The organism is Mycobacterium vicinigordonae (assembly GCF_013466425.1).
GTDB classification, from domain to species: domain Bacteria; phylum Actinomycetota; class Actinomycetes; order Mycobacteriales; family Mycobacteriaceae; genus Mycobacterium; species Mycobacterium vicinigordonae.
On the sequence record NZ_CP059165.1, the window covers coordinates 1,227,358 to 1,252,387 of the forward strand.

At 67.0% G+C, this 25,030-nt stretch carries 26 protein-coding genes; 20 read left to right on the plus strand and 6 right to left on the minus strand.

The window, feature by feature from the left end:
* Window positions 1-9: 9 nt before the first annotated feature.
* The 8 genes from infA (at window position 10) to truA (ending at window position 4,640) form a co-directional block, all read left to right on the plus strand.
* Complete coding sequence (gene infA, locus H0P51_RS05410; RefSeq protein WP_003418601.1) at window positions 10-231, plus strand: translation initiation factor IF-1; 222 nt, start codon at window positions 10-12, stop codon at window positions 229-231.
* Between the two features lie 50 nt (window positions 232-281).
* Window positions 282-395: a 50S ribosomal protein L36 gene (gene rpmJ, locus H0P51_RS05415; protein ID WP_003886927.1), complete on the plus strand. Its 114-nt coding sequence runs from the start codon at window positions 282-284 to the stop codon at window positions 393-395.
* A 186-nt stretch (window positions 396-581) separates the two neighbouring features.
* Window positions 582-956: a 30S ribosomal protein S13 gene (gene rpsM, locus H0P51_RS05420; RefSeq protein ID WP_036352829.1), complete on the plus strand. Its 375-nt coding sequence runs from the start codon at window positions 582-584 to the stop codon at window positions 954-956.
* A 2-nt stretch (window positions 957-958) separates the two neighbouring features.
* Window positions 959-1,378: a 30S ribosomal protein S11 gene (gene rpsK, locus H0P51_RS05425; protein WP_065143524.1), complete on the plus strand. Its 420-nt coding sequence runs from the start codon at window positions 959-961 to the stop codon at window positions 1,376-1,378.
* Between the two features lie 18 nt (window positions 1,379-1,396).
* Window positions 1,397-2,002: a 30S ribosomal protein S4 gene (gene rpsD / locus H0P51_RS05430; protein WP_180916979.1), complete on the plus strand. Its 606-nt coding sequence runs from the start codon at window positions 1,397-1,399 to the stop codon at window positions 2,000-2,002.
* An 85-nt stretch (window positions 2,003-2,087) separates the two neighbouring features.
* On the plus strand, window positions 2,088-3,131 hold the full coding sequence (locus H0P51_RS05435) for a DNA-directed RNA polymerase subunit alpha (RefSeq protein WP_085672391.1): 1,044 nt from the start codon (window positions 2,088-2,090) through the stop codon (window positions 3,129-3,131).
* 59 nt (window positions 3,132-3,190) lie between these two features.
* The gene (gene rplQ, locus H0P51_RS05440; protein ID WP_180916980.1) at window positions 3,191-3,787 is read left to right on the plus strand and encodes a 50S ribosomal protein L17; all 597 of its coding nucleotides are present in this window, start codon (window positions 3,191-3,193) and stop codon (window positions 3,785-3,787) included.
* Window positions 3,753-4,640 carry a tRNA pseudouridine(38-40) synthase TruA gene (truA, locus tag H0P51_RS05445; RefSeq protein WP_180916981.1) on the plus strand — a complete coding sequence of 296 codons (888 nt, stop codon included), beginning with the start codon at window positions 3,753-3,755 and terminating at the stop codon, window positions 4,638-4,640. The genes rplQ and truA overlap by 35 nt, the downstream gene beginning before the upstream one ends.
* Before the next feature lie 4 nt (window positions 4,641-4,644).
* On the opposite strand, the gene H0P51_RS05450 is transcribed toward truA, so the two are convergent.
* Window positions 4,645-5,238: a cutinase family protein gene (locus tag H0P51_RS05450; protein WP_180916982.1), complete on the minus strand. Its 594-nt coding sequence runs from the start codon at window positions 5,236-5,238 to the stop codon at window positions 4,645-4,647.
* 53 nt (window positions 5,239-5,291) lie between these two features.
* Complete coding sequence (locus H0P51_RS05455) at window positions 5,292-6,185, minus strand: cutinase family protein (protein ID WP_180918760.1); 894 nt, start codon at window positions 6,183-6,185, stop codon at window positions 5,292-5,294.
* Between the two features lie 141 nt (window positions 6,186-6,326).
* On the opposite strand from H0P51_RS05455, the gene eccB reads away from it, so the two are divergent.
* Entirely contained in the window at window positions 6,327-7,724 is a 1,398-nt protein-coding gene (eccB, locus tag H0P51_RS05460) for a type VII secretion protein EccB (RefSeq protein WP_180916983.1), read from the plus strand.
* On the opposite strand, the gene mycP is transcribed toward eccB, so the two are convergent.
* Window positions 7,686-8,978, minus strand: coding sequence for a type VII secretion-associated serine protease mycosin (gene mycP / locus H0P51_RS05465; protein WP_180916984.1), 1,293 nt, complete (start codon window positions 8,976-8,978; stop codon window positions 7,686-7,688). The genes eccB and mycP overlap by 39 nt on opposite strands.
* Before the next feature lie 47 nt (window positions 8,979-9,025).
* Complete coding sequence (gene eccD, locus H0P51_RS05470) at window positions 9,026-10,333, minus strand: type VII secretion integral membrane protein EccD (protein ID WP_180916985.1); 1,308 nt, start codon at window positions 10,331-10,333, stop codon at window positions 9,026-9,028.
* A gap of 93 nt (window positions 10,334-10,426) precedes the next feature.
* On the opposite strand from eccD, the gene eccCb reads away from it, so the two are divergent.
* The 9 genes from eccCb to H0P51_RS05515 all read left to right on the plus strand — a co-directional run bounded on the left by eccCb (window position 10,427) and on the right by H0P51_RS05515 (window position 20,087).
* Window positions 10,427-13,924, plus strand: a complete 3,498-nt coding sequence (gene eccCb, locus H0P51_RS05475) for a type VII secretion protein EccCb (RefSeq protein ID WP_246398410.1) — start codon at window positions 10,427-10,429, stop codon at window positions 13,922-13,924.
* Window positions 13,921-15,111 carry a type VII secretion-associated protein gene (locus H0P51_RS05480; protein ID WP_180916986.1) on the plus strand — a complete coding sequence of 397 codons (1,191 nt, stop codon included), beginning with the start codon at window positions 13,921-13,923 and terminating at the stop codon, window positions 15,109-15,111. Before eccCb ends, H0P51_RS05480 begins: the two co-directional genes overlap by 4 nt.
* Before the next feature lie 120 nt (window positions 15,112-15,231).
* Window positions 15,232-15,510: a WXG100 family type VII secretion target gene (locus H0P51_RS05485; RefSeq protein ID WP_425489012.1), complete on the plus strand. Its 279-nt coding sequence runs from the start codon at window positions 15,232-15,234 to the stop codon at window positions 15,508-15,510.
* Complete coding sequence (locus H0P51_RS05490) at window positions 15,507-15,797, plus strand: WXG100 family type VII secretion target (protein ID WP_180916988.1); 291 nt, start codon at window positions 15,507-15,509, stop codon at window positions 15,795-15,797. The genes H0P51_RS05485 and H0P51_RS05490 overlap by 4 nt, the downstream gene beginning before the upstream one ends.
* 163 nt (window positions 15,798-15,960) lie before the next feature.
* Entirely contained in the window at window positions 15,961-16,404 is a 444-nt protein-coding gene (rplM, locus tag H0P51_RS05495; RefSeq protein WP_180916989.1) for a 50S ribosomal protein L13, read from the plus strand.
* On the plus strand, window positions 16,401-16,868 hold the full coding sequence (gene rpsI / locus H0P51_RS05500; protein WP_425488965.1) for a 30S ribosomal protein S9: 468 nt from the start codon (window positions 16,401-16,403) through the stop codon (window positions 16,866-16,868). Before rplM ends, rpsI begins: the two co-directional genes overlap by 4 nt.
* A gap of 117 nt (window positions 16,869-16,985) precedes the next feature.
* Window positions 16,986-18,323, plus strand: a complete 1,338-nt coding sequence (gene glmM / locus H0P51_RS05505; RefSeq protein ID WP_180916990.1) for a phosphoglucosamine mutase — start codon at window positions 16,986-16,988, stop codon at window positions 18,321-18,323.
* 55 nt (window positions 18,324-18,378) lie between these two features.
* On the plus strand, window positions 18,379-18,693 hold the full coding sequence (locus tag H0P51_RS05510; RefSeq protein WP_180916991.1) for a DUF7162 family protein: 315 nt from the start codon (window positions 18,379-18,381) through the stop codon (window positions 18,691-18,693).
* A 2-nt stretch (window positions 18,694-18,695) separates the two neighbouring features.
* A complete protein-coding gene (locus H0P51_RS05515) occupies window positions 18,696-20,087 on the plus strand; it encodes a hypothetical protein (RefSeq protein ID WP_180916992.1) in 1,392 nt (463 codons plus the stop codon).
* Between the two features lie 11 nt (window positions 20,088-20,098).
* Here the strand turns inward: H0P51_RS05515 and H0P51_RS05520 are convergent, their stop codons facing one another.
* Together H0P51_RS05520 and H0P51_RS05525 are read right to left on the minus strand one after the other, a co-directional pair.
* The gene (locus tag H0P51_RS05520; protein WP_180916993.1) at window positions 20,099-21,142 is read right to left on the minus strand and encodes an LLM class F420-dependent oxidoreductase; all 1,044 of its coding nucleotides are present in this window, start codon (window positions 21,140-21,142) and stop codon (window positions 20,099-20,101) included.
* A gap of 94 nt (window positions 21,143-21,236) precedes the next feature.
* Window positions 21,237-22,088 carry a dienelactone hydrolase family protein gene (locus tag H0P51_RS05525; RefSeq protein ID WP_180916994.1) on the minus strand — a complete coding sequence of 284 codons (852 nt, stop codon included), beginning with the start codon at window positions 22,086-22,088 and terminating at the stop codon, window positions 21,237-21,239.
* Between the two features lie 150 nt (window positions 22,089-22,238).
* On the opposite strand from H0P51_RS05525, the gene glmS reads away from it, so the two are divergent.
* Together glmS and H0P51_RS05535 are read left to right on the plus strand one after the other, a co-directional pair.
* Entirely contained in the window at window positions 22,239-24,107 is a 1,869-nt protein-coding gene (gene glmS, locus H0P51_RS05530) for a glutamine--fructose-6-phosphate transaminase (isomerizing) (RefSeq protein WP_180916995.1), read from the plus strand.
* A gap of 25 nt (window positions 24,108-24,132) precedes the next feature.
* Entirely contained in the window at window positions 24,133-25,014 is an 882-nt protein-coding gene (locus H0P51_RS05535; protein WP_180916996.1) for a DUF4436 domain-containing protein, read from the plus strand.
* Window positions 25,015-25,030: the final 16 nt, after the last annotated feature.

Genomic DNA, 25,030 nt, shown 5'->3' on the forward strand with positions numbered 1-25,030 from the left:
GAAAAAGTAATGGCTAAGAAGGACGGCGCCATCGAGGTTGAGGGCCGGGTGGTCGAGCCCCTGCCCAATGCGATGTTTCGCATTGAGCTGGAGAACGGCCATAAGGTACTTGCCCACATCAGCGGCAAGATGCGGCAGCACTACATCCGCATCCTGCCCGAGGACCGCGTCGTGGTGGAGTTGTCTCCCTACGACCTGTCCCGCGGCCGCATTGTGTACCGGTACAAGTAGCTCCCAGCAGGACTGCAAACACCCAGAGAAAGAACAGGACCGAGACTGCCGTGAAGGTGAACCCGAGCGTCAAGCCGATCTGTGACAAGTGCAGGGTGATCCGTCGGCACGGACGGGTCATGGTGATCTGCCAGGATCCCCGGCACAAGCAGCGGCAGGGCTAATCAACACCCGGGCCCGCCTCAACACCAGGGCCCACCCCCAAAACACAACTGAATGCTGACCTCCCAGCACCACTGAGCGGATACGCCGCGCAGACACGCCCGGACGGAGGCCGGGCCCCACCGCCCCACACGGGGCAGGGAACGGACTGGGAAAAGACCTCCGCCAAGAAAGAGGAAACGCCACCTATGGCTCGACTAGTAGGCGTCGATCTGCCGCGCGACAAGCGGATGGAGATCGCGCTGACCTATATTTTCGGCATCGGCCGTACCCGCTCGAACGAGATTCTTGCGGCCACCGGCATCGACAAGGACCTGCGCACCAAGGACCTCACCGATGACCAGCTGACCCATCTGCGTGACTACATCGAAGCGAACCTGAAGGTCGAGGGTGACCTGCGCCGCGAGGTGCAGGCCGACATTCGTCGCAAGATCGAGATCGGCTGCTACCAGGGTCTGCGGCACCGCCGCGGCCTGCCGGTGCGCGGCCAGCGAACCAAGACCAACGCGCGGACCCGTAAAGGCCCCAAGCGCACCATCGCAGGCAAGAAGAAGGCCAGGTAACGATGCCACCAGCGAAAAAGGGCCAAGCAGGCTCCGCCAAGAAGGGTCAGAAGACCCGTCGCCGGGAAAAGAAGAACGTCCCGCACGGCGCCGCCCACATCAAGAGCACCTTCAACAACACGATCGTGACCATCACCGACCCCCAGGGCAACGTCATCGCCTGGGCGTCCTCGGGTCACGTCGGCTTCAAGGGTTCGCGGAAGTCCACCCCGTTCGCCGCACAGCTGGCCGCGGAGAACGCCGCGCGCAAGGCCCAGGAGCACGGGGTGCGCAAGGTCGACGTGTTCGTCAAGGGTCCGGGCTCGGGCCGCGAGACCGCGATCCGTTCGCTGCAGGCCGCTGGCCTGGAGGTCGGCGCGATCTCCGACGTCACACCGCAGCCGCACAACGGTGTCCGCCCGCCCAAGCGTCGGCGCGTCTAGGTCTAGGAGGACATACCAATGGCTCGTTACACCGGACCCGTCACTCGCAAGTCGCGCCGCCTGGGCACCGACCTCGTCGGCGGCGACCAATCGTTCGAGAAGCGTCCCTACCCACCCGGTCAGCACGGCCGCGCCCGGGTCAAGGAGAGTGAATACCGGCAGCAGCTGCAGGAGAAGCAGAAGGCACGCTTCACCTACGGCGTGATGGAGAAGCAGTTCCGCCGCTACTACGAAGAGGCCGTGCGGCACTCCGGCAAGACCGGTGAGGAATTGCTGCGCATCCTCGAGAGTCGCCTGGACAACGTCGTCTACCGTGCCGGGCTGGCCCGGACCCGGCGGATGGCGCGTCAGCTGGTCACCCACGGTCACTTCACCGTCAACGGCGTGCGCGTCGACGTCCCCAGCTACCGGGTGTCGCAGTACGACATCATCGACGTACGGGACCAGTCGCTGAACACGGTGCCTTTCCAGATCGCGCGGGAGACCGCGGGTGACCGCCCGATTCCGAGCTGGTTGCAGGTGGTGGGGGAGCGGCAGCGCATCCTGATTCACCAGCTGCCCGAGCGCGCACAGATCGACGTCCCGCTCACCGAGCAGCTGATCGTCGAGTACTACTCGAAGTAAAGATGGAACGTCTGTTCCGGTGTCCCGCCGGGATGGAACCTAACGGCATCAAATAGCGGGTGCCGAGAAGGAGAAGAAGAAACACATGCTGATCTCTCAGCGCCCCACACTGTCCGAGGACATCCTCACCGACAACCGGTCTCAGTTCGTCATCGAACCGCTCGAGCCTGGATTCGGTTACACCCTTGGCAATTCCCTGCGCCGCACGCTGCTGTCGTCGATTCCCGGCGCGGCCGTCACCAGCATCCGCATCGACGGCGTGCTGCACGAGTTCACCACCGTGCCCGGGGTCAAGGAAGACGTCACCGACATCATCCTCAACCTCAAGGGCCTGGTCGTGTCCTCCGAGGAGGACGAGCCGGTCACCATGTACCTGCGTAAGCAGGGACCCGGTGAGGTCACCGCGGGCGACATTGTTCCGCCGGCCGGTGTCACGGTGCACAACCCCTCGATGCACATCGCCACGCTGAACGACAAGGGCAAGCTCGAGGTCGAGCTCGTCGTCGAGCGCGGCCGTGGCTACGTCCCGGCAGTGCAGAACCGGGCCTCGGGTGCCGAAATCGGCCGCATCCCAGTCGATTCCATCTACTCGCCGGTTCTCAAGGTGACCTACAAAGTGGACGCCACCCGTGTCGAGCAGCGCACCGACTTCGACAAGCTGATCCTCGACGTCGAGACCAAGAGTTCGATCACACCCCGCGACGCGCTGGCTTCGGCCGGTAAAACGCTGGTCGAATTGTTCGGTCTGGCACGGGAACTCAACGTCGAAGCCGAGGGCATCGAGATCGGGCCGTCGCCGGCCGAGGCAGACCACATCGCCTCGTTCGCGCTGCCGATCGACGACCTGGACCTGACCGTGCGGTCCTACAACTGCCTCAAGCGCGAGGGCGTGCACACCGTCGGCGAACTGGTCTCGCGTACCGAGTCCGACCTGCTCGACATCCGCAACTTCGGTCAGAAGTCCATCGACGAGGTAAAGGTTAAGCTGCACCAGCTGGGCCTGTCGCTCAAGGACAGCCCGCCCAGCTTCGATCCGTCCGAGGTCGCCGGCTACGACGTCGCCACCGGCACCTGGTCCACCGAGGGCGCTTACGACGACCAGGACTACGCCGAAACCGAACAGCTGTAAAGCCTTTCCGTCCCGGTCCTACCTGATACGGGGGCCGGCCCCACATAGGAGAAGTCGCAATGCCCAAGCCCACCAAGGGTCCTCGCCTCGGCGGGTCGTCTTCGCACCAGAAGGCGATTTTGGCCAACCTGGCCACGTCGTTGTTCGAGCACGGCCGGATCAAGACCACCGAGCCCAAGGCGCGGGCGTTGCGGCCCTACGCGGAGAAGCTGATCACTCACGCCAAGAAGGGCACGCTGCACAACCGGCGTGAGGTGCTCAAGAAGATCCGCGACAAGGATGTGGTGCACACCCTGTTCGCCGAGATCGGGCCTTTCTTCTCCGATCGCGACGGTGGCTACACCCGCATCATCAAGGTTGAGCCGCGTAAGGGCGACAACGCCCCGATGGCGGTGATCGAGCTGGTGCGGGAGAAGACGGTGACCGCCGAGGCTGACCGGGCCCGCCGGGTTGCCGCGCAGCAGGCGAAGAACAAGACGGACGCCCCGGCGGCGGCCACCGAAGCGGCCGCCGCGGCGCCGCAGGCTGCGGTCGAGCCGGAGGCCGTCGACGAATCGGCCGCCGCCGACCAAACCGGCGAACAGGCCGCCCCAGAGGCGGCCGCGGCAGCACCGCAGGCGAGTGACGACGAGGCGCAAGAGGCCCCCGAGAAATAGTTCCGTGCCCGGCCCTGTGGTCCGTCTGCGGCTCGACATCGCCTACGACGGAACAGATTTCGCGGGCTGGGCGGCGCAAGCAGAACAGCGCACGGTCGCCGGCGTCCTCGACGAGGCGCTGGCGACCGTGTTCCGCTGTCCGGTGCAGGTGCGGGCGGCGGGACGCACCGACGCCGGCGTGCATGCCACCGGGCAGGTGGCCCATGTCGACGTGCCCGTCGACGCCGTACCCAACGCCTACTCGCGAAATGCACGCCCGGAGGACCCGGAATTTCTGTCTCTTGTCCGCCGGCTCGCAAAATTCCTGCCCGCCGATGTCAGGGTGCTCGACATTGCCCGTGCGCCGGCGGGTTTCGACGCACGGTTCTCGGCGCTACGCCGCCACTATGCTTACCGGCTATCAACGGCGCCCCACGGTGTGCTGCCCCAACAGGCGCGTTTCGTCACCGCTTGGCCGCGCGCGCTAGACCTCGACGCGATGACCGCCGCATCGCAACCGATGTTGGGATTGCACGACTTCGCGGCGTTCTGCCGCCATCGCGAAGGCGCCACCACCATCCGCGAGCTGCAGCGACTGGATTGGTCGCGGGACGAGGACCTGATCACCGCACAGGTCAGCGCCGACGCGTTCTGCTGGTCGATGGTGCGTTCGCTGGTGGGGGCGCTGCTGGCCGTCGGCGAGCACCGGCGCACGCCCGAGTGGTGTGTTGAATTACTTTCCGCGACAAGCAGATCCAGTGATTTCGCGGCCGCTCCACCGCAGGGGCTGACGCTGGTGGCGGTGGATTACCCGCCGGACGACCAGCTGACCGCCCGCAACCTGATCACCCGCGACATCCGGTCAAGGGGCTAGGGCTTTAGAGCTTGCCCGCCACGAAGCTGGCGGCCTGATCCACCAGGCCGGAACCGATGTACGACGGCTGCAGATGCGATGGCCAGTTTGTGCCCTTGCCGCAGATGGGGTCGCCCTGTGCGCATTGGTCGATCGTCTTGCCCGCGAAGGCTGGGGCCACTCCCCGGGTGCCGTTGCCGAACAACGCCACCGCCGCGACGTGCTGATCCGCCCCTGCGGGAATGCGGCCCCACGTCGCCAGGTCGGCCACCTCGGCGCCCAGGGAGTAACCGCCGAGCACCTGACGGGTGGTCGGGCAGCTTTTCGCCATGGACTGGACGTGCTGGCTCATGTCGTTGGCACCGCTGTCGACGCTGATGTTGGCCGGATAATTAACCCCGTATACCCCGATCGACAGACTCGTCTTGCCTCGCAGCGAACTCACCAGAGCGTCCCCGACAGCACCGACCCCCGGAGGTTCCTCCCGCCCGCGGGCGAACACCACCTCGACTCCCGGGCACGACACTGCCACTGAGGGCGCCGCGGCGATCACCGAGGCGAACGAGAGCAACGGGAAGGCCGCAAAGGCGATCAATCGAGCAAACGAATCGAGCTTCATGATCCGATGTTACGGATCGACGCGGAATTGGCCAGCAGACCTAAACTGCGGGCCTAGACAACGGGCACCGAGGTCGCCGCGACCGGGACACCAGGCGACTGCGGAACCGAACCGGGCGACTGCGGAACCGAACCGGGCGACCCGGGTGCCCCCGGCGTCTGGGGTGTCAGAGGAACCGAGCCCGGTGCCTGCGGGATCTGCGGAGCCTGCGGACTTTCAGGCACCGACCCCGGCAACTGCGGCGAATATCCGGGGATCTGCCCGGGCATGTGCGGCGTCGCGCCGGCCATCAGTTTCTGGGCGACGAACGTTGCCCCGAGCGTGGTGTAGGTGGGGACGTAGCCTTCGGTGTGCCCGCTCCACTCGTTGCCCGAACCGGCGTGGCAGATCGGGTCCATCGGATTGCAGTAGTCGACCGCCTTGGCGCCGAGCAGCGCGCTCTGGGTTGGCAGGGATCCGCCGGCACGGTCGGCGACATCGCCGAACGTGACCACGGCGACGACGTTGTTGGCGTACTGCGGCGGCAACGAAGTGCCCCAGTTGATGCCGCCGATCGGGACACCGGCGACGATGTCCATCACCGACGCGCCCTGCGAGTACCCACCCAGCACGATCTTGGTGTTGGGGCAGGACGACACCGTGGCCTTGACGTGGGAAATTACGTCGTTGGCCCCGTCGCCGCCATGCAACTGCAACTTGCTGGCTGCGTAGTTGACCCCGTAAGTCCCGATGGTCAGGCCGCTGGTTTGCGAGCGGAGTGAGTCGACGAAGGCGTCGCCCACCCGGCCCATGCCCGCCGGTTCGTTGGTGCCGCGAGCGAAAACCACCTCGGCGTCCGGGCAATCGGCGGCTGACGCGACCGGTACAGATGCGTCCGGGCTCAACACGACTGCGCCTGCCAATGCGGCGGCAAAAGCTAAGGTACCGGTGCCGACCCGACCGGCCATCCGGATGAAATGCAGAGACACGTCAAAATTTTACCCGCCGCGGGGCCTGGCAAAACCCCCGTAGCTGTGGATAAACGTTGAATCCCGACCTCGGCGACGCCCTACCGTAGGGGTGGTTCGGTCAATTTTCAGGAGATTCAAGTGCCGCGCCAATCGTCTACCTGGTTACATACCAGCGGCCACCGGTTCCTGCTGCGACGCATTGAGAGCGCATTGCTGGGCGAGGATCCCGGGTTGGTCAGCAGGCCTCCGCGCGCGCACGCGAGAGCGCTGGTACTCGGATGCCTATCGTCGATAGCGTTGCTGCTGGGATGTGTGTCCCTGGCTTTGCTGCGGCCGCAGCCCGACCTCGGGGACGCCCGGCTGTTGCTGGGGCGGCAATCCGGCGCCTTGTACGTGCGGCTCGGCGACACGTGGCATCCAGTGCTGAATCTAGCCTCGGCGCGGCTGATCCTGGCGGATGCGGCCAACCCGGTGCCGGTTCGCGACTCTGAATTGGGGCACACCAAACGTGGTGCGCTGCTGGGGATTCCGGGTGCTCCGCAACTCGTCGCGCCACCGTTGCCAGAGCAGGAGTCAAAGTGGACGATCTGTGACAGTGATCGTGAACCGGGGACCACGGTGATCGTGGGAACCGCGGCTGATGCATCCGTGCGTCGTCTGGACTCAGAACGGGCCGCCTTGGTCACGGCGGGCCCGGGTTCGCCGACTTTCCTGCTCTACCGTGGAATGCGGGCGGTGGTGGATCTTTCCGATCCGGCCATCCGTCATGTCCTAGGGCTGGCGGACCCGGTGCCGCAAGTTATCTCGCGGTCGTTGCTGAATGCCATTCCCGAGGCGCCACCCGTCGCCGCGCCGCGCATCCAGGGTGCGGGGGCACCGGCGCGCTGGCTGCCCGGATGGCGGATCGGCAGTGTGCTGCGAATCACACCGACTTCGGGTGACGAATATTACGTCGTGCTTGGCGGCGGAGTGCAGCGGATCGGCCGCTTCACCGCCGATTTGCTGCGCTTCGTCGACTCGCGCGGTGCCGCTGCGCCGGTTGTCGTCGCGCCCGACGTCATCCGCGCCGTTCCGCTCGTGGACACCTTGCCCGTCGGAGGCCTTCCTGAGCAGGCGCCAAGCGAGTTCTCGACCGATACGACGGTGTGTGCGACCTGGACGTCCCGACAGTCGGAGCCCGCCGACATCGCGTTGCTGACTGGCGTCGGGCCGGGGGCCGGGCAGTTGGTGCGCCTGGCGCAGTCCGACGGCCGCGGTCCCGCCGTCGACGCCGTGCACCTCGCGCCGGGACGGAGCGTCTACGTGACTGCGCACAGCCTCACCGGAGGCCTTGCCCGCGTCGCGACCCGCTTTCTCGTCACCGACACCGGAGTGCGGTTCGCCGTCCACGACGACGAAGCCGCCCGTGCCCTCGGATTGCCGGCCACGGCTACCTCCGCGCCGTGGCCAATGCTGGCCGCATTGCCGTGTGGACCGGAATTGAGTCGGGAGCAGGCCTCAGTCTCCCGCGACACCGTCGTTGCGGGAGTGCGCTGAGCGCTTGCCCCGCAGCGTGGCGGAGCAGACCGCGAGCAGCATCAGCAGGCAGATCGCCGCGCCCCCGAACGCGGTGCCCCCGGACCTCTCGACCGCCGGGTCGCGCCGTCCGGCAGGCGGCGCCGCGATCGCGGCGGATGTGGGCTGCGAATGACTTTCCGGCGCGTTGGCATCCGTGGCGATCGCGGCTAGCGCGTCGACGGTGCCGTGGCCGACCCGCGGATCCCAGCCCCCAGAGGGATGGTGAGCGGTGGCCTCGATGCGCTGCATCACCTCACGCGCGGTCATGGCCGGGAACCGGGCCCGGATGAGCGCGGCCACTCCGCTGACAATCGGTGCGGCGTAACTGGTTCCAGATAGCGGCGCCGAATGCCCGTCGGAATTCACCGTTCCGTCGTTGACGGGACTCAGCGAGGTCACTTCTTCGCCGGTCGCCGCGACGTCCACCCACGGGCCCGCCAACGTGAACGACGAAGGCGCACCACGGGAATTCACCGAACCGACCGTCAGAACGTAGTCGTCGTACCACGGCGGACTGACCACGACCGACACGGTCTCCGGGGTGACGCTGGGTGCCTGGGGCGGGCACTGGGCAGAGCCGCCGGTGTTGCCGGCCGCAGCCACCACGACGATGTTCTTGACGTCGACCGCATAGGCCAAGGCGGCGCCGAGGGGCCGGTCATCGAGATTGTCGGTGACGGCGACGCAGGCGACTGTCGAGATATTGATCACGGTAGCGCCGAGATCGGCCGCGGTACGCACCGCCTTGGCCAGGGTTTGGACGTCGCCGACGCCCCCGCCGGCGCCGGCCCGCCCGTATTTGGCGCTGGATTGCCGGATGCTGATCAACGTGACGTCGGGCGCCACCCCACCGAACTTATCGACGGTGGGATCTGTTGTGGCAGCTATGATTCCGGCTACCAGCGTCCCGTGTGCGTCACAGTCCTGGGCGCCGTCACCGGTGGACACATAGTCGCCACCGGCCACCAGATTCTTCAGCCGCGGGTGTCGCCGCACGCCCGTGTCGATCACCGCGACCCGTTGCCCGGCGCCGCGGGTGAACTGCCAGATCCGCGGCAAGTCGAGGTCGGCGAGTTGTGCCGGCGGCCCGGTGTTGGCCGGGTCGTTTGTGGCCGCGGCGCACACCTCGCGTTGCACGGTGCGCTGCGCGGGTGCCGGCGAGGTGGCAGCGGGCAGCATTCTTTCGTCGACTGGCGGCGGTGTGACCGCGCCTGCCGGCACAGCTGTGCACATAGCCGCCAGACATACCGCCACGGACAGGCGCACCGTTCCAGGCCACGTCACGGCTGTAGATTCAGGTCTCGGATTGCGCTGAACGCCCCGCACGTCCAGCATGCCAGCGGTACCGCAGCAGCCAGCGCGATGCAGCCCACCGCGTCGACGCCACGACGTGCCACGGGTGAGGGCGCCAATGCAGGAGCGACGAAGCCCACGTACATTGCGGCGGCAGCCAGCGCAGCGGTGAGTGCGGCGAACCACGGGCCGTATCGCGGCGCTGCGGACGCGGCGATGGCCAATGTTGTGGTGATGGAAGCTATTCCGATCGCGGAAAACACGATGGCTCTTCTGGCGTCGGTCCGCACGTGCAACAGCAGTATGCCGCCGGTCAGCGCGGCCAGCGGGATGGCGCGATGCGCAGTGAATGCGGAGCCGGCGGCGCTCAGGGCCGCAACCGCCGCGAAGCCGGCGCGCAGGCTGGTCAACCTTTTGTCGGCGCGGCGCGTTCGGGCACTCAGTTCTTCTTCGCGCAGCGCCCGGGTGGGTGACAGGCCGGACAGCAACATCGCCGTCCGCGGCGCCACCTCGATCAGGCCAAGACACGCCAGCGTGGTCATCGACCCCACCACGTAGAGTCGGGCCCCGGTGAGCGCCGCAGCCAGCGCGGCCACCGCTATGACGGTGGCCGCGAGCGCCAATGCAGTCAATGTGATTGCACCGCAATGCGCTACGCGTATCGCCAGCACCGCCGCGGCGGCCGTTGCCGTTGCCGCCAGTAATACGTGGGGCGCATGCGGGACGCCGGGCACCGCGAGCAGACCGGCGACGGCGGCGAACGTCACCGCAACGATCGCGAGTGTCAGCCTGGCTGTTGGACCGCGAAACGCATTGTGCGACAGAGTGGAAGCAGTCAGCGCGGCCGCAGCGACCGCTACTGCGGCGAGGACGGTGGGCGCCGGCTGCGTCCTGACGATGAACGCATTTCGGGCGATGACCAGCGCACCGGTGGCGGCGAATGCGACGGCGGCGAGCGCACCGGGGGTGCTGCGGATTGGCAGGGAAGTAGTGGCCGGTGCAAGGCTGGCCGCTACCACCTGTGCGGCATCGTCGTGACGAGAAGCCGGCGGTTGAGCGTCCTGTTGGGTTAGGACCAGGACAGTGCCGTCGCGGATACCGTTTTGTGCCAGTGTCGTCGAACTCGGCAGCGCGGCGCAACCAACGCGCGATAGCCGGTGGCGCGCCTGCTCTGCACCGCCCAGCAGATCGAGGATCGACGGGATGAGTTCGGCGACGGGCATGGTGGCGGGCAGTGACAGATCGGTGTTGGTGCCCCTGCAGTGAACGGTGACACGACAAGCTGATTCGCTCATCACTGGGATGTTATCCAGGTCGCGGTCGAACGACTTTCGGCTATCCACAGACGACTTGCCGCAAGCCGTGTCGTTACCTAGCGTCGTCGAACTGTGCGTGCGGTGATCGAAATCGCCCCGCCCCCAGAGGTGCCGCGCTCGGGGGCGTCGAACCCGATGGTGTTGCTGCTGCCGTTGGTGATGTCGGCCGCGATGCTCGGCGTGACTATCGCGGCGTTCTGTACCGGGTCACCGATGGCGCACCAGCCCACCTTTCTTGCGTTTCCGGCACTGATGTCGGTGTCGATGGCGGTCACGGCGCTCACCGGACGCGGCCGCCGGCGGGGCGCGGCCCTCAACGCCGATCGCGCGCGCTACTTCAGCTACCTGAGCGAACTGCGTCGTGAGATCACCGAACATGCCATGGAGCAACGTGATTCGATGATGCGTAGGCATCCCGACCCCGACGTCTTGTGGACTCTGGTCGGTAGTACACGCATGTGGGAACAGAGACCGGACGGCCCGGCTAGTTGGGTGGTGCGGATCGGTGTCGGAACCGTGCCACTGGCAACCTCGCTGGTAGCCGCCCAGTGCCCAGCCGGGCAGCGCTGCGATCCGATCGCGGCCGAGGCGCAGCGCCGGTTCCTGGACACCCATTCGTCAACAGAGGCCCCCGTCGTCATCCGATTGGACGCGACGGTGACGATCGACGGTACGGCGCCGCGGGTGCGCGGTCTGCTTCGCGCCATCGTGTGCCAGTTGGCGGTGCTGTATTCGCCGGAGCATCTGGCGATCGGCTGCATCGTCAGCGATTCCCGAAGATCCCACTGGGATTGGTTGAAATGGCTACCTCATCACCGGCATCCGGCCGAGGCCGTGGCTGAGCAACGCACGGTGCTGGTCATCGACACACCCGAATCGAATGTGCCCGTACCCGATGGTGTCACAGTTCTGCGGGTCGGTAACGACGAACCTGTGCTGCGCGTACTGCATTGCGGCGGCATCGACGTGTTGGACGCCCCGGATTGGCTGGACGAGGCCGAGGCGGTGGCCTGCGCCCGCCGGCTGGCTCACACTGGGGAATCGGTGCAGCGGGATGATGCATCCTGGACGCAGCTGATCGGCCTCGGACTCAAAGATATCGGTGACTTCGACCCAAAAGCACTGTGGTGCAACGTGACACAACTACTTGGCGTCCCCATCGGCAACACCGGCGACGGCCGACCGTTGTGCCTGGACATCAGAGAGGCCGCCCAGCACGGGATGGGGCCACACGGGCTGTGTGTCGGCGCTACCGGGTCGGGCAAGTCGGAGCTGCTACGCACCATCGCCCTGGGCATGATGGTGCGCACCTCGCCCGAAGTACTCAACCTGTTGTTGATCGACTTCAAAGGTGGCGCAACGTTCCTCGACTTCGCCGGCTCGGCACACGTAGCCGCCGTGGTCACCAACCTGGCCGACGAGGCGCCACTGGTAGCCCGGATGCGCGAAGCTCTGGCGGGAGAGATGAACCGTCGACAGCAACTGCTGCGTGCGGCAGGTTCGGTAAGCGCGACGGCCTACAACCAGTCGCGCGAGCCGGGTGCGAGAGTCCTTCCAGCTCTACTCGTCATCGTCGACGAGTTCTCCGAACTGCTCAGTCAGCATCCGGATTTCGCGGACACATTCGTCGCGATCGGGCGTCTGGGTCGCTCGCTGGGAATGCACCTGCTGCTCGCCAGTCAGCGGCTCGACGAGGGAAGGCTGCGCGGGCTCGAGGCGCACCTGTCTTACCGGATCTGTCTGAAGACGTTGTCGGCCAGTGAATCACGGACCGCTCTGGGTACTCTCGACGCCTACCAGCTACCCAGCGTCCCGGGTGCGGGCTTTCTGCGGGTCGCCAATGGCGAGCCGCTCCGCTTCCAGGCTGCGTGTGTGTCGGGCCCGGCGCCACGCGCGCGGGCTGTCGTTACCCCCTCGAAGGAGGTGCGGCGGTTCACCGCGTGGTCTCAAGGAGTGGCTACCCGCGAGCTCCGCGGGCCTTCGGTGCTGCACCTGGTCCTAGGCCGGCTGGCGGGCCACGGGCCCCGCGCACACCAGGTCTGGCTGCCGCCGCTGCAAGCGGCACCATCCCTGAGGTCGCTGTTGAGCGCGTGGACGCCGACCCGGTTGGCAGTGCCGATCGGGCTCGTCGACCTGCCCTACGACCAGTCGAGGCTCCCGCTAACGGTTGATTTGTCCGGTGCCGCAGGCAACGTCGTCATTGTCGGCGCGCCGCAGTCCGGCAAGTCGACCGCCCTGCGGACCCTCATCACCGCCCTGGCCGCCACCCACGATCCCCGGCGGGCGCAGTTCTACTGCCTGGATTTCGGTGGCGGCATACTCTCGTCGCTGCGGGAGCTGCCGCACGTAGGAGGGGTTGCAGACCGCGGCCGGCCCGAACTGATCTGGCGGATGATCACCGAGATCGAGACGGTGCTGCACACCCGCGAGGCCACTTGCCGTGGTGATCCGACGGCGCGGGGTGGCTTCGCGGACGTGTTCCTGGTCGCCGACGGATGGGCGAGCCTGCGTCACGAGTTCGAAGCCGTTGAACACGCCGTCACAGCGATTGCAAGTCAAGGACTTTCGTACGGCGTGCACGTGGTATTGACAGCGTCGCGCTGGGCCGAGTTGCGCCCTGCCTTGAAGGATCAGCTCGGCACCCGGATCGAGTTGCGACTGGGCGACCCGGCGGATTCCGAGCTCGACCGCAAACAGGCCCGCTACGTCCCCGGCGACCGCCCTGGGCGTGGCCTTGCCCACGACGGCTCACACATGATGATCGCGCTGCCGACACCGGACGAAATCGAGGTACGCCGAGGGACCACGGTGGCCCCTCCGATAACGCTGCTGCCCGGCGAAGTCGGCTACGAATCGGTGGTCGCCGGGGACCCCGGGGCCATCCTGCTCGGCATCGAAGAGCGCTCGTTAGCGCCTCTTGCAATAGATTTCGACCACGGCCGGCACCTGCTGATCCTTGGCGACAACGGTTGCGGAAAGACCTCCGCCTTACGGACTCTGTGCCGGGAAATACTGCGTACCGCGGACGCGGCGCAGGCCCAACTGTTCGTAGTCGACTTCCGGCGCACGCTGCTCGGCGTCGTGGACGGCGAGCAGCTCGGCGGCTACGCCATGTCGCCGGCGTCGCTGATTGCGATGCTGGCGGTCTTGGTCGACATAATGCAAGCCAGGATGCCCGGGACGGACGTCACCCAGGCGCAGCTGCGGAGCAGGTCGTGGTGGACCGGCCCGGAAATCTACGTCGTCATGGACGACTACGACCTGGTGGTTGGTTCCTCGTCGGGAAGCGAATTGCTGAAGCTGCTCGAATACCTGCCTTACGCAGCCGATCTCGGGTTACACGTCATCACAGCGCGGCGCATCGGCGGCGCATCGCGTGCGCTGTTCGAACCGCTACTCGCCGGGTTGCGCGACCTGGGATGCATGACGATGATGATGAGCGGCCGCCCGGAAGACGGGCCGCTACTCGGGCCGAGACCGCCGGTGCCGCTGCCACCGGGCCGCGGTGTTCTGTCCGCCAGTCCCGGGGTGGAGCAGCGGGTGCAGGTTGCCTGGAGCCCGCCCGGATGACCGCTCATCGTGCCGTGATTGCTGCTGGTCCCGCGACGCTGCGCCGATTATGTTGTGATGCAGCAGAACACAGTGATATCGGCGTGGCAGCGCTGGAGGCGATCGATGACCCCGTCGGGCTTCTCGACGAGCTTCCGGTGGCCGTCGACGTGCTGTGGTCGGCGGCGCTGAGGTCACTGGTTGACGGGCACGGCGACGATGCGATCGTCGTGCATCCCTCCTGGTGGCCTGCGACTCGAGTCAGCGTGATCACCACGGCCGCAGGTACTTTGGGCGGTGTCGTGTCGGTTCGGGCCCGGCCTTGGTTGTTCGCGACGTCGACACGGAGTGAGGCCGAACCGATGGTGTCGGTGGAGATCGCCGATCGGCTGGTGGCGATCATCGGGTCGGATGTCGTCGCGGTGCCGCGCTCTGAACCTCGCGTCGTTGAGCAGGTGGTGGACGCCGTCGTCGCGTTGACGCCAACGGGGCGAGTCCTCATCGATGCGCCGAGCAGGGTCACCGGGGCGACGCAGCTGGCGAAGTCGTTGGCGACCTCCATCGGGGCCGAAAGGGTTGTCGAACTGGATGACACGCGGCTAGCCCGACTAGCCATGGCGGTTGACGCACCCAGAACGCCGACCCCAGCGAGTTCTGCATCGCGGGCTCGGACGAGCACCCGGGTGATCGGCACGGCCGTCGTCGCCACGGGGCTGGCCCTGGCAGTCCCGACGGTGACTACCCAGGGCCCGCGCCGGGTGCCGGTCACGCAGCCTGCGCCGACCACGGTTCTGGTTGAGGGCAGGGTGGCGCTGAGTGTTCCCAGCGCCTGGATCGCGCAGCGGGTGCTCTCGGGTTCCGGGTCGGCGCGAGTGCAGGTCAACTCGCCGGCGGACCCCGAGGTGGCAATTCACCTCACCCAGTCACCCACGCCCGGCGAGACGCTGAGTGGGGCCGCCGACCGCTTGCGACGAGCGATCGACGCCGAGCCGGCCGGGGTTTTCGTCGACTTCGACCGCAGCGCCGTCAGAGCCGGCCGGCCCGCGGTGACCTATCGCGAGGTCCGGGCCACCCATGATGTGCGGTGGACAGTACTGATCGACGGCTCGGTGCGGATCAGCATCGGCTGCCAGAGCCCGACCGGGGACCCGGCCACGGTGCGCGACGCCTGCGAGCAGGCCGTGCGGTCCGCCCATGTACTGGACTGACCCGCCCGCGAAATTGTGTGGAACCACGGCGGCGTTGCTGGCGTCGAACTCAATGAGCGGAAGGAGACACACGTGAGCTCACCAACGGGTACCGATTCGCTGAGCACCGACTTCGACCTGATGCGCTCGGTCGCAGCTACCACCGATGCGCGCAACGAAGAGATCCGGTCGATGCTGCACGCTTTCATCGGACGGGTGGGCAGTGTGCCGCCGTCGATCTGGAGCGGGATGGCCGCCGCGCGGTTCAAACAGGCGGTGGATCGCTGGAACGCCGAGTCGACGCGACTACACAACGTATTGCACGAGATCGCCGAAACCATCCGCTATAACGAGGCTGCGCTGCGCGAGGCCGGCCAAAATCACGCCCACCGCATCGCCACCGCTGGCGGTGCGTTGTGATCTCGTACGACTTCGCCGCCATTGAACACTCGATTCGTCAGGACATTCACACGACCTCGGCCCGTCTCAACGCCGCCGTCGAGGAGCTCAGGTCCCTGGTGGTGCCGCTGCAGCAACTGTGGACCCGCGAAGCGGCGGCCGCGTACCAGGCCGAACAGCTCAGGTGGCAGCAGTCGATTAGCGCGCTCAATCACATCCTGGTGGAGCTGGGAAATGCGGTCCGGGACGGCGCGGCCGAGGTAGCTGACGCTGACCGCCGCGCGGCTGGCAGCTGGGGGCGCTTTTGACCTGCGGGGATGCGCATCGGTAAGCTGCTCCGTTGGCGTGCGGTGCCTACGGGAAATGGGGTCCTCGGGTCAACGTCGGTCGCCGAGACCACCCCCAAACCGCATCCGCCTGACCGGCCCCCGGCTCACGCTGGGATCCACCCCGAGAGAGAAGGTAAGCGCTGTGCCCACATATGCGCCCAAGGCGGGTGACACCACGAGGTCGTGGTACGTCATCGACGCCACGGACGTGGTGCTTGGCCGCCTTGCTGTCGCAGCTGCCAATCTGCTGCGCGGTAAGCACAAGCCGACGTTCGCGCCCAACGTCGATGGCGGCGATTTCGTCATCGTCATCAACGCCGACAAGGTCGCCATCAGCGGTGACAAACTGCAGAGCAAGATGGCCTACAGCCACTCGGGGTATCCCGGCGGTCTGCGCAAGCGCAGCATCGGCGAGCTGATGCAGAAGCACCCTGACCGGGTGGTGGAAAAGGCAATCGTCGGCATGCTGCCGAAGAACAAGCTGAGCCGTCAGGTCCAGAAGAAGCTGCGGGTCTATGCGGGCCCGGAGCATCCGCACACCGCTCAGCAGCCGGTTCCGTACGAGATCAAGCAGGTGGCCCAATGACCGAGACCAGTGTGGAGGCCACCGAAGTGGTGGAAGCCGCGATCGAGGCCGCGCCCATGGCCGAATCGTTCGTCTTCGAGCGCCCCATCCAGACCGTCGGCCGCCGCAAGGAGGCCGTGGTACGGGTTCGCCTGGTGCCCGGCACCGGCAAGTTCGACCTCAACGGGCGCAGCCTGGAGGACTACTTCCCGAACAAGGTGCACCAGCAGCTCATCAAAGCGCCGCTAGTCACTGTCGAGCGGGTGGACAGCTACGACATCTACGCGCTGCTCCACGGCGGCGGGCCGTCGGGCCAGGCCGGAGCGCTGCGGCTCGGCATTGCCCGGGCCTTGATCGTGGCCACGCCGGAGGACCGGCCTGCGCTGAAGAAGGCCGGCTTCCTGACCCGTGACCCGCGTGCCACCGAGCGCAAGAAGTACGGACTGAAGAAGGCCCGCAAGGCACCTCAGTACAGCAAGCGCTGATCCGCCATCACTGTTGCGCTGCGAGCGGGTCTCGCCCGGCGTGTCTGCCGTCCCGCGTGCTCGCTCGCAGCTCACAGTGAGTATGTGCAACAACGCCAACTGTGAGAGGTTTGACCTATGGGTCGACTATTCGGCACCGACGGCGTCCGCGGAGTCGCCAATCGTGAGTTGACCGCCGAACTGGCCCTCGCCCTGGGCGCCGCGGCGGCGCGGCACTTGGCGCGCTCCACCGGACCAGGCCGCCGCGTTGCGGTGATCGGCCGGGATCCGCGTGCCAGTGGCGAAATGCTGGAAGCCGCCGTTATCGCCGGGCTGACCAGCCAGGGTGTCGACGCGCTGCGAGTCGGCGTGCTGCCGACACCCGCGATCGCCTACCTGACCGGCGCCTATGACGCCGACTTCGGCGTGATGATCTCCGCCTCGCACAACCCGATGCCCGACAACGGCATCAAGATCTTCGGCCCCGGCGGCCACAAACTCGACGACGACACTGAGGACCAGATCGAGAACCTGGTCGCGGCCGGGCCCGGGCTACGCCCGGTCGGCGCGGGGATCGGGCGCGTCGTCGACGCGCAGGACGCCGCCGACCGTTACCTGCGCCACATCGGCAAGGCCAGCACCAGCCGTCTCGACGGACTGACGGTGGTCGTCGACTGCGCCCACGGTGCCGCGTCCACGGCGGCGCCCAGCGCCTACCGCGCGGCCGGTGCGCGTGTCATCGCGATCAACGCCGACCCCAACGGACTCAACATCAACGACGGCTGCGGGTCCACGCACCTCCAGTCGCTGCGTGCCGCGGTCACCGCGCATTGCGCCGATCTGGGGCTGGCGCACGACGGCGATGCCGACCGATGCCTGGCTGTCGATGCCAACGGCGAACTCGTCGACGGCGACACCATCATGGTGGTGCTGGCCCTTGCCATGAAGGAAGCCGGCGAACTGGCCTCGGACACATTGGTGGCGACGGTGATGAGCAACCTGGGGCTGCATCTGGCCATGCGCGAGGCCGGCGTAACGGTGCGCACCACCAGTGTCGGAGACCGCTATGTCCTGGAAGAACTGCGGGCCGGGGATTACAGTCTGGGCGGCGAGCAGTCCGGCCACATCGTGATGCCGGCGCTCGGCTCCACCGGTGACGGCATCGTCACCGGCTTGCGGTTGATGACCCGGATGGTGCAGACCGGCTCGTCGTTGGCCACGCTCGCCTCGGCGATGCGGACCTTGCCGCAGGTGTTGATCAACGTTGAGGTCGCCGACAAGGCCACCGCCGCCGCCGCGCCAGCGGTGCAGTCCGCGGTGCGGCAAGCCGAGGCCGAGCTGGGTGACACCGGACGAATCCTGTTGCGGCCCTCCGGGACTGAGCCGCTGATCAGGGTGATGGTCGAGGCGGCCGACAGAGAGATCGCCCAGCGAGTGGCCGCAGGCGTGGTTGACGCGGTCAGCTCCTCCAGCTGAAAAATTTCCCGAAACCGCTTGGAACCTCGCAGCCGTCCGTGCCGTCGAAACAGGTATGGGTCATGAAAGTGTGTTGGGTGGTACCGGCGTTGACGTGGCGGCGGTGCGCGGTGCGGCCGACCGAATCGCCGAAGCCGCCGAGATGGTGGACCGTGCCGTAGCAAACCACCTGTCGCGGTTGGCCTTCAGTGCTTCGCGGGCCGGTCGGGACCATGCGCTACGCGGTGAGGCGCTGCGGGCCCGGCTGGACGGGCTGGCCGCCGAGCTGTCGCAGTGGTCGCGGGCGGCGGCCGAGACGGCGGTGGCGCTGCGGGCCGGTGTCGACCGCTACGCCGATGCGGATCTGTGTGCCGCGGCCCGGATTGCCTGACCGTGGCGCAGCGGTGGGACGTCGCCGGACGGTTGGCGGAGGGCGTACCGGCGGTCGAGCATACCCAGAGCTATGTGCGTGCCAGTCAATGCCTCGGGTACGAACACCCCGATCTGACGGCCCACCCAGGACAGCTGCACGACTGGTACGACAGCGAAGAGGGCCTCGACCTACAGGCTCTCGATGCCGATTGTTCCCAGCTGCGGGCCACGGACACGGTCGTCATCGAGGCGCTGCGGCTGCAACGCGCCCAGCTGGCGGCCTTGGCAATGGCGTGGACTGGCCCGGGAGCCGACGCCGCGATCGCGTTTCTGCAGCGACACTGCGACGCCGCCGCGGCGGTGGCCACCGAGGTCCGCGCGGCCGCGCAGCGGTGCGAGTCGCTGCGCGACAACCTGTGGCAGCTGGTCGACGCAAAGGTGACGACAGTGACACAGATCGACGACAGCACGCTGGCGCAACGCCCGGTGTGGCTGGCGGCGACCGCTGCGGTGACGAGCGGAGCAGGGGAACTCAAAGTGGCGCGCCACGTCGTTACAGAACAGATAAAACCATACGTGGACAACGTCATTCGCAACGAGTGGGTGACAGTCATGCGATCGACGCGACTCGGTGTCGACGCGTGCTACGACATGGTCATCGATCGGATGGCCACCGCGGCGCCGGTAATCTTCGAGGTTCCCGGCGATCTGGGTCCGCCGAGCCCACCGCGGCGGCCAGGTGCACCGGGTGTTTTTGCCGCTGCAGCGCCGTTGATGCCCGCTGAGCTTTCAGGGCCTGACCCCGGATGGATCCCGGCGCCCGGGATCTCCGCGACCCGTGTCCCGTCGGCCGCGGCTGCGCCGGCGGCGCCTGAAGTGCTGTCCGCGCCGAATCCTGCTCTTGCATCAGCGGATTCAGTGGCCCCAGTCGGCGATGCCGCTGGTGTTGCGGGCAGTGCCGGCGGTCTGGGTGGAGCCGGAGAGACCGGTAGGCTCGGCGGGATCGGCGGGGTTGTCAGCCGCATTATCGACGAGATGGGTGGGCTGCTGAGCTCGGGCCTGGGCGAACTCGGCGATGCGTCCGCGCTGAACAGTCCAGCTGACAACGCGGACGCCTTCGACGAAGGCGCCGACCACAAGCACGAACCGGATTCCCCCGAAGAACCCGAAGAAGTCGATGAACCGGAAATGCCGCCCGCGGCCGGGCTATCCGGTCCGACCGGCGCAGCGACCGGGCCGCAGCTGCGCCCGCCCGCAACGCCGACCCAGCAGCCGACGGTCACGCAACCCCCAATTACCCAGGCGCCACTGAACGTGCCGCCGGTGAACGTGCCGCCGGTGGTCGAGCCCGCGCCACTCGGGTCGACACCCTGCGAGATTGCCGCGGACGAACTTCCGCAGGCCGGGCGGTAGAGATGGACGTCTCAGCGTGGAAGCAGTTGCAGCAGTTCTTCGACATAGCGCACCGCCTCGCCGGCCTCCTTTGTAAGCGGCCTGACCAGCAGCGTGGTGACGCCTGCGGCGGCGAACACGGCCAGCCGCTCGGCGATGTAGCCGCGTGGTCCGACCAGCGACATGCCACGGACCAATTCGTCGGGAACCGCTTCGATGGCCTCACGTTTGCGCCCGCTGAGATAGAGCTCCTGGATCCGATCCGCGACCTCGCCGAACCCGTAACGGGTCGCCACATTGTGATAGAAATTCCGGCCCTTGGCGCCCATGCCGCCGATGTACAGCGCCAATTGTGGCTTCGCCCAAGACAATCGGTCATCGACATCGTCGCCGATCGCGAGCGAGGTACCGACCATCACGTCCAACGGGCCCAGCGCAGGATCGCGTCTTGCGGTACCGGCCGCCAACGCGTCGCCCCACACCTGCGCGGCCTTGTCCGGGTAGTAAAACACCGGCTGCCAGCCGTCGGCGATCTCCGCGGTGAGTTCGACGTTCTTGGGTCCGAGCGCCGCGATCGATATCGGAATACGCTCGCGCACTGGGTGATTGATAATTTTCAGAGGTTTCCCCAGCCCCGTTCCGCGATCGGCCGGCAGTGGGATCTGATAGTGCTTGCCGTCATACTGCACCCGCTCTCGGCGCCACACCTGCCGGCAGATCTCGATGATCTCCCGGGTCCGGCCCAGCGGGGAGTCGAACTCGACCCCGTGGAAGCCCTCCATCACCTGTGGGCCGGAGGTGCCGATCCCCAGCTGGAATCGGCCGTCGGAGACGTAATCCAGACCGGCGGCCGTCATCGCCAGCAGCGTGGGGGTGCGGATAAATATCGGCAAGACCCCCGACGCCAGTTCGACGGTATTGGTCCTGGCTGCCAGATAGCCCAGCTGGCTGATGGCGTCGAAGGCATACGCCTCGGCCACCACGACGACACTGACGCCCGCTTTCTCCAGTTCGACGACGCGGTCGACGGACTCGTGAAATCCGCCCGAGTAGTCCAGGGCAATCCCGATTCGCATCAACGACACTTACCACGGCCGACCGTGCGGTCAGATCGCAGGCACGCCCGCGCAGCACCCGGCGAATCGTTGTCCGCCACCCGGGTTTGCCAACCTACTTCAGCAGCGCGACGATCTTCTCTTCCGCAGTCACCGTCGGCGCCTCGGGGTCCACCGGATTGGTATTGGGCAGGGCCACGTCTGGGTCGGCGAAGTCCCGATAGGTCTTGTCGCGGCCCAGGGTGCTGAGCAGATAGCCGGTCAGCAGCGCCCGAACCGCGCGCTGGGTCTTGCGGTCCGAGCCGGCGAGCCCGACGGCCTTGGTCAACCGCCGGCCCTCCACCAGACCGCCGCGCTCTGCCTTCTTGACGATGCGCAGCGTCGCCGATTCCCACGCTTGCGACAACGCTATGGCATTGGAGTTCAGCGTCTTGGGGTCCTCGGGTGCGGTCAGGATCAGACCCGGCACCTTCAGCGTCGCGGCGGGCTGCTCGGCAGGGGGAGAAGTCACGGTCGGAAAGAGCGCGGCCACGGCCTGGATCGGCTCGTGGCTCGCGCCTGCCATACCGGCTGCGGCAAACACCGCTGCCGAGCCGCCGAAACCGTGACCGACCAGGCCGAGCTTGGTGGGGTGCACGCTGATCTTTCCGGGCCCCAATCGCACACCGGCGACGATGTCGAGGGCGACACCGAGGTCGAACGCGAAGTTCATCACCGACGGCGCCAAGCCGCGCTGGGTGTCCGGCGCACCGACCACGATGCCCCACGACGCCAGGTGCTCCAACAGCCCCGCGTATTGGGCGCTGCCGGTGATCCAGTCGTGGCCGAACGCGACGGCGGGCAGGTTCAGCCCGGATTCCGGGGTGTACACCACCCCGGGAAGCCCGGCAAAGGCTAGGTCACCACGCAGAACGTGGTGGGGACCACGGCGGCTGAGGGCGGCGAAGAGCTTGCGGGTGCGGGCCACCCGTCGACGTTAGCGGTGACCCGGGTGACGGGTCCAGTGGGTCCCGTCGCGCTGAGGCTCCGTGCCGGTGATCACAATGTGGCGTGCATCTGCCCAGGTCAGTTGCGCGCTTGGCCGTCGTGTAGGGACACCTGCACTACCCTGGTCAGAATGTGCGGAATCGTCGGCTACGTCGGGCAGCGTCCTGCCTGCGACGTCGTCATGAATGCACTGCGCCGAATGGAGTACCGCGGCTACGACTCGTCGGGCATCGCGCTGGTAGACGGAAAAGGCCAGCTCACCGTTCGCCGACGCGCTGGTCAGCTGGCCAATCTGGAAGCCGCGGTCAACGAGATGTCGCCGTCGGAGCTGGCGGGCACTGCTGGTCTGGGCCATACCCGCTGGGCCACCCACGGCCGCCCCACGGACCGCAATGCGCACCCGCACCGCGACGCCGCCGGCCGCATTGCTGTGGTGCACAACGGCATCATCGAGAACTTCGCCTCGCTGCGCCAGGAGCTGGAAGCAACCGGCGTGGAGTTCGCCAGCGACACCGACACCGAGGTCGCGGTGCACCTGGTGGCGCAGGCCTTCCATCACGGCCCGACGGCCGGCGACTTCGTGGCCTCCGTGCTATCCGTGCTACGGCGGCTGGATGGGCATTTCACCCTGGTCTTCGCCAACGCCGACGACCCCAGCACCATCGTGGCGGCCCGCCGCTCGACCCCGTTAGTGGTCGGAATCGGCGACGGCGAGATGTTCGTCGGGTCGGATGTAGCCGCCTTTATCGAGCACACCCGCCACGCTGTCGAACTCGGCCAGGACCAGGCCGTGGTGATCACCTCCGACGGCTACCGGATCACCGACTTCGACGGCAACGACGACGCAGCCAACGCCCGCGAATTCCACATCGACTGGGACCTGGCTGCCGCCGAAAAGGGCGGCTACGAGTACTTCATGCTCAAGGAGATCGCCGAGCAACCCACCGCGGTGGCCGACACGCTGCTCGGACACTTCGTGGGCAACCGGATCGTGCTCGACGAACAACGGCTGTCCGATCAGGAACTCCGCGAAATCGACAAGGTGTTCGTGGTCGCGTGCGGCACCGCCTACCACTCCGGCCTGCTCGCCAAGTACGCCATCGAGCACTGGACGCGACTGCCCGTCGAAGTGGAGCTGGCCAGCGAATTCCGCTACCGCGATCCGGTTCTGGACCGCAGCACGCTGGTGGTGGCGATCTCCCAGTCCGGGGAGACCGCCGACACGCTCGAAGCCGTGCGCCACGCCAAGGAGCAAAAAGCCAAGGTGCTGGCGGTCTGCAACACCAATGGCTCGCAGATTCCGCGGGAGTGCGACGCGGTGCTCTACACCCGCGCCGGCCCCGAGATCGGCGTCGCCTCGACCAAGACTTTCCTGGCGCAGGTCACCGCCAACTATCTGGTCGGCCTGGCGCTGGCACAGGCCCGCGGCACCAAATACCCCGACGAGGTCGAACGGGAGTACCGCGAGCTCGAGGCGATGCCGGACCTGGTGGCCCGGGTGATCGCGGCCGCCGAACCGGTGGCCGAGCTGGCCTACCGCTTCGCCCAGTCCGCAACGGTGTTGTTCCTGGGCCGCCACGTCGGCTATCCGGTGGCGCTGGAAGGTGCGCTCAAGCTCAAGGAACTGGCCTACATGCACGCCGAGGGCTTCGCGGCCGGCGAACTCAAACACGGCCCGATCGCGCTGATCGAAGACGACCTGCCCGTCATCGTCGTAATGCCCTCACCTAAAGGCTCGGCCACCCTGCACGCCAAGCTGCTATCCAACATCCGCGAGATTCAGGCCCGCGGCGCGGTGACTATCGTGATCGCCGAGGAAGGCGATGACACGGTACGCCCGTACGCCGACCACTTGATCGAAATACCTTCGGTGTCAACACTTCTGCAACCGTTGCTGTCGACGATCCCGTTGCAGGTGTTTGCCGCGTCGGTGGCTCAGGCGCGCGGCTACGACGTCGATAAGCCGCGAAATCTCGCTAAGTCCGTAACCGTCGAATAGACGCGAACAGTCGTCGGGAGGCACCATGAGACGGGGCGTCGTCGGTGTCGCGATTTTCGTCGCGGCATACGCGGGCCTGATCACGCTGTATGCCGTCACCGGCATGGGGCCTCCGCATCCCGTCAACGATGGCCGACAAGCCGGCGACGGCACCACGGTGACGGTCGACATCGAAGGCATCCAGCCGTATCGCAGCGTGCTCGTAGCCAACCTGACGGTCACCCCTGGGCAGGCGTTGCTGGATCCGCAGACCGGCACCCTCAAGGAAGATCTCACCGTGTCCGTCACATCCGCGGCGACACCGGCCACACATTCCTGGCCGAAGGGCACCCAGCCGGGCGTCTTCCCGGTACCGCTGAACATCAACGGCGACGTGTCGGATTGGCCCCTAGACAGCTATCGCTCGGGACCCATCTCGGTCGACCTCTACCGCGGCGGCGCGCGGCCACCCGAACGACAGTCGGTGACCTTCGTCGATCGGCTGCCAGGATGGAAGGTCCAGGTGTCCGACGGACCGGCAACCGGTGTTCCAGCGCCCTACCGGGTGCAGGTCGAGCGTTCGCCGAGCACGGTGGCGCTCGCGGTCGTGCTGCTGGGGGTATTGGTCACGCTCGCTGCCATAGCGCTGTTCGTGGCCGTCCAGACGGCGCGCGGCCGCCGCAAATTCCAGCCACCGATGGCGACCTGGTTCGCGGCGATGCTGTTTGCGGTGATGCCGCTGCGCAATGCGTTGCCCGACTCCCCGCCGTTTGGGGCCTGGATCGACGTCACGATCGTGGTGTGGGTGATCGTGGCGCTGGTGACCGCGATGACGCTTTACATCTCCTGCTGGTGGCGGCACCTGGCACCGGGGTACGACGAGCAGGCAAAACCCGTCGTGGAGCCGCGGTCGGCGGAACGCGAATAGGCTGAACCAGTGGTGA